Annotated in this window: 2 protein-coding genes; one reads left to right on the top strand and one right to left on the bottom strand. The window is 60.6% G+C overall.

The genetic code is table 11. The annotated features are described in order from the left end of the window. A partial coding sequence (locus NCR39_RS29475) for a flavin-containing monooxygenase (protein WP_250456318.1) occupies positions 1 to 1,208 on the bottom strand: 1,208 nt, incomplete at its 3' end. A 98-nt stretch (positions 1,209 to 1,306) separates the two neighbouring features. Between NCR39_RS29475 and NCR39_RS29480 the strand changes: the two genes are divergently transcribed. Then, positions 1,307 to 2,323, top strand: coding sequence for an AraC family transcriptional regulator (locus NCR39_RS29480; protein WP_250456319.1), 1,017 nt, complete (start codon positions 1,307 to 1,309; stop codon positions 2,321 to 2,323). The last annotated feature ends 112 nt before the right edge of the window (positions 2,324 to 2,435 follow it).

A 2,435-nucleotide genomic window follows, 5' to 3' on the forward strand; every position in this document is an offset into this window, starting at 1 on the left:
CAGACATAGGCGGCCGCCATGTCGATTTTCAGCGTCCATGGCGCGTTCGTGTAACCGAACAGATAGGCGAAATTGGGAACGTCCTGAAGCAGGACGCCCTTGTAGGTCATGACCTTGCTGACGTCGATCTGTCGTCCGTCGACGTGCAGCTTCATGCCGCCGAGCGACTGGAGTTGCAGGCCGGTCGCCGTGACCACGATGTCAGCGTCGAGCACCTTGCCGGATTTCAGGAGAATCCCGTTTTCCGTGAACGTTTCGATGTGGTCGGTCACGACGGATGCCTTTCCCTCGCGGATGACCGTGAACAGATCGCCATCCGGAACCGCGCACAGCCGCTCGTCCCACGGGTTGTACGCTGGCGTGAAGTGACGCATGTCCGTGCCGCCGCCGACCTGCTTCTCGACGTGGGCCAGCAGCCACGACCGGATGCGGCGCGGCCAGCGTTTGGCGGCCTTGTAGATGAGACGTTGCAGCCCGATGTTGCGCCAGCGGGCCATTGCGTACACCCACTGGGTCGGCAGCACGCGATCCAGCACCGCGGAGATCTTGTCGTAGGCCGGCACCGAAAAAATGTAGCTCGGCGAGCGCTGCAGCATCGTGACGTGAGCGGCCCGGCCGGCCATGGCGGGCACGAGCGTGACGGCCGTTGCGCCGCTGCCGATCACCACGACACGCTTGCCGCGATAGTCGAGATCCACGGGCCAGTGCTGCGGATGGATGCGCAAGCCGCCGAATCGCTCTTGCCCCGGAAAATGCGGCAGATATCCGCGGTCGTGGTTGCAATAGCCCGTGCACGGAATCAGGTACTGGCAGGTGAAGGTCAATGTTTCTCCACTGTCTTCATGGCGCGCATTGACCGTCCAGCGGAGCTGCTCCGTCGACCAGTTCGCGTCCTCGATTTTGACGCCGAAGCGAATGAGGCGGTCGACACCATGCTCGCGCGCCGTGTCGGCAATGTATTGCCGGATCGACGGCCCGTCGGCGAGGACCTTGTAGTCGTGCCACGGCCGGAACGCATAGCCGAAGCTGAACATGTCCGAATCAGACCGAATACCCGGATAACGGAACAGGGCCCATGTTCCGCCAATCGCATTGCGGCGCTCAAGAATCGTGACGCGCTTTTCCGGGCATTTTCTGGCAAGGTGGCACGCCATGCCGATACCGGAAATGCCGGCGCCAATGATCAGGACGTCGTAGTCGGTGTTCACCGGATGCCTCCTCGCTGATGATGATCGACACCCGCACTCTAGCCCTGACCCCGCCCGAACGTTTGACGTCATGAGACTAGTGTTTTACATTTTGAGACATGGATCCGTTAGTGAGAGCAAGTGGCCTGCGCGGCTACCCGGCACTGATGCGCAACATGGGCCACGATCCCATACCGCTGCTGCGCCGGTACCACATTGCCGAGGAGTCACTGGACCGGGACGATACGTTGATATCGCTTCGCTCGGCCACGCATCTGCTGGAAGCCAGCGCCGAAGTGACGAGGTGCGGTGATTTTGGGCTGCGCCTGTCTTCGCATCAGAGCATCGACGTGCTCGGTCCGTTGAGTATCGTGCTGCGCAATGCGCCCACAATCCGGGATGCCCTGAACGATGTGATTCGATACCTGTTCGTGCACAGTCCGGGAATCATCGTGTCGGTCAACGAGCGTAGCCCGCTCGTGAAGAACACGGTCGCGGTGTCCGTCGACGTTCACCTGACCGGTCCCGTCGTTACGCGACAAAACAGTGACCTTTGCCTCGCGGATGCACACAATTTCCTGCGGCTCTTTGCGGGAGACAAATATGACCTGCGCGCGGTATCGATACCGCACGAACCTGCCGTCAGCCGCGCGGTGTACGAGCGCTTTTTCGGGGCGAAACTGCTGGAGGAGCCGGCGGGCGCCACGTTGCACATTGCGCGCGATACGTTTGCCGCCAATGTCCAGGGGGCGAATGCCTCGTTTCATCAGATCGCGGAAGACTATATTTTCCGGAATTTTGGTGCGGCGCAGGGCAGCGCGTCAGATCGCGTCCGCCAGGTGTTGCGGCAGACGCTCGGCACGTCGAGTTCCGACAAGTCCGGTGTCGCCGAACTGCTTGCACTGCATCCGAGAACGCTTCAGCGTCGTCTTTCGGAGGAGGGCACGAGCTTCGAGATACTCAAGGACGATGTTCGCAAGCAGCTCGCAGTCCACTACCTTCAAAATACCCGGCTGACGATCGGCCAAATTTCATTGCTGCTCGGCTTTCCTGCGCAATCCGCGTTGTCGCGTGCATGCCGCCAGTGGTTCGAACTCACTCCATCGGACATCCGTGGCGGGAATCAGCAAATTTGAGTGCACTGATCGAACAGCCAGGAGTTCATCATCGTCAATACTACGACTGCTTAAAGATACAAAGCGGCCGTCCGAGTGTCCGCACAACAGGATGCGCGAGCGGCGCCTAATG

This window comes from Caballeronia sp. ATUFL_M2_KS44, assembly GCF_023630965.1.
GTDB lineage: Bacteria > Pseudomonadota > Gammaproteobacteria > Burkholderiales > Burkholderiaceae > Caballeronia > Caballeronia concitans.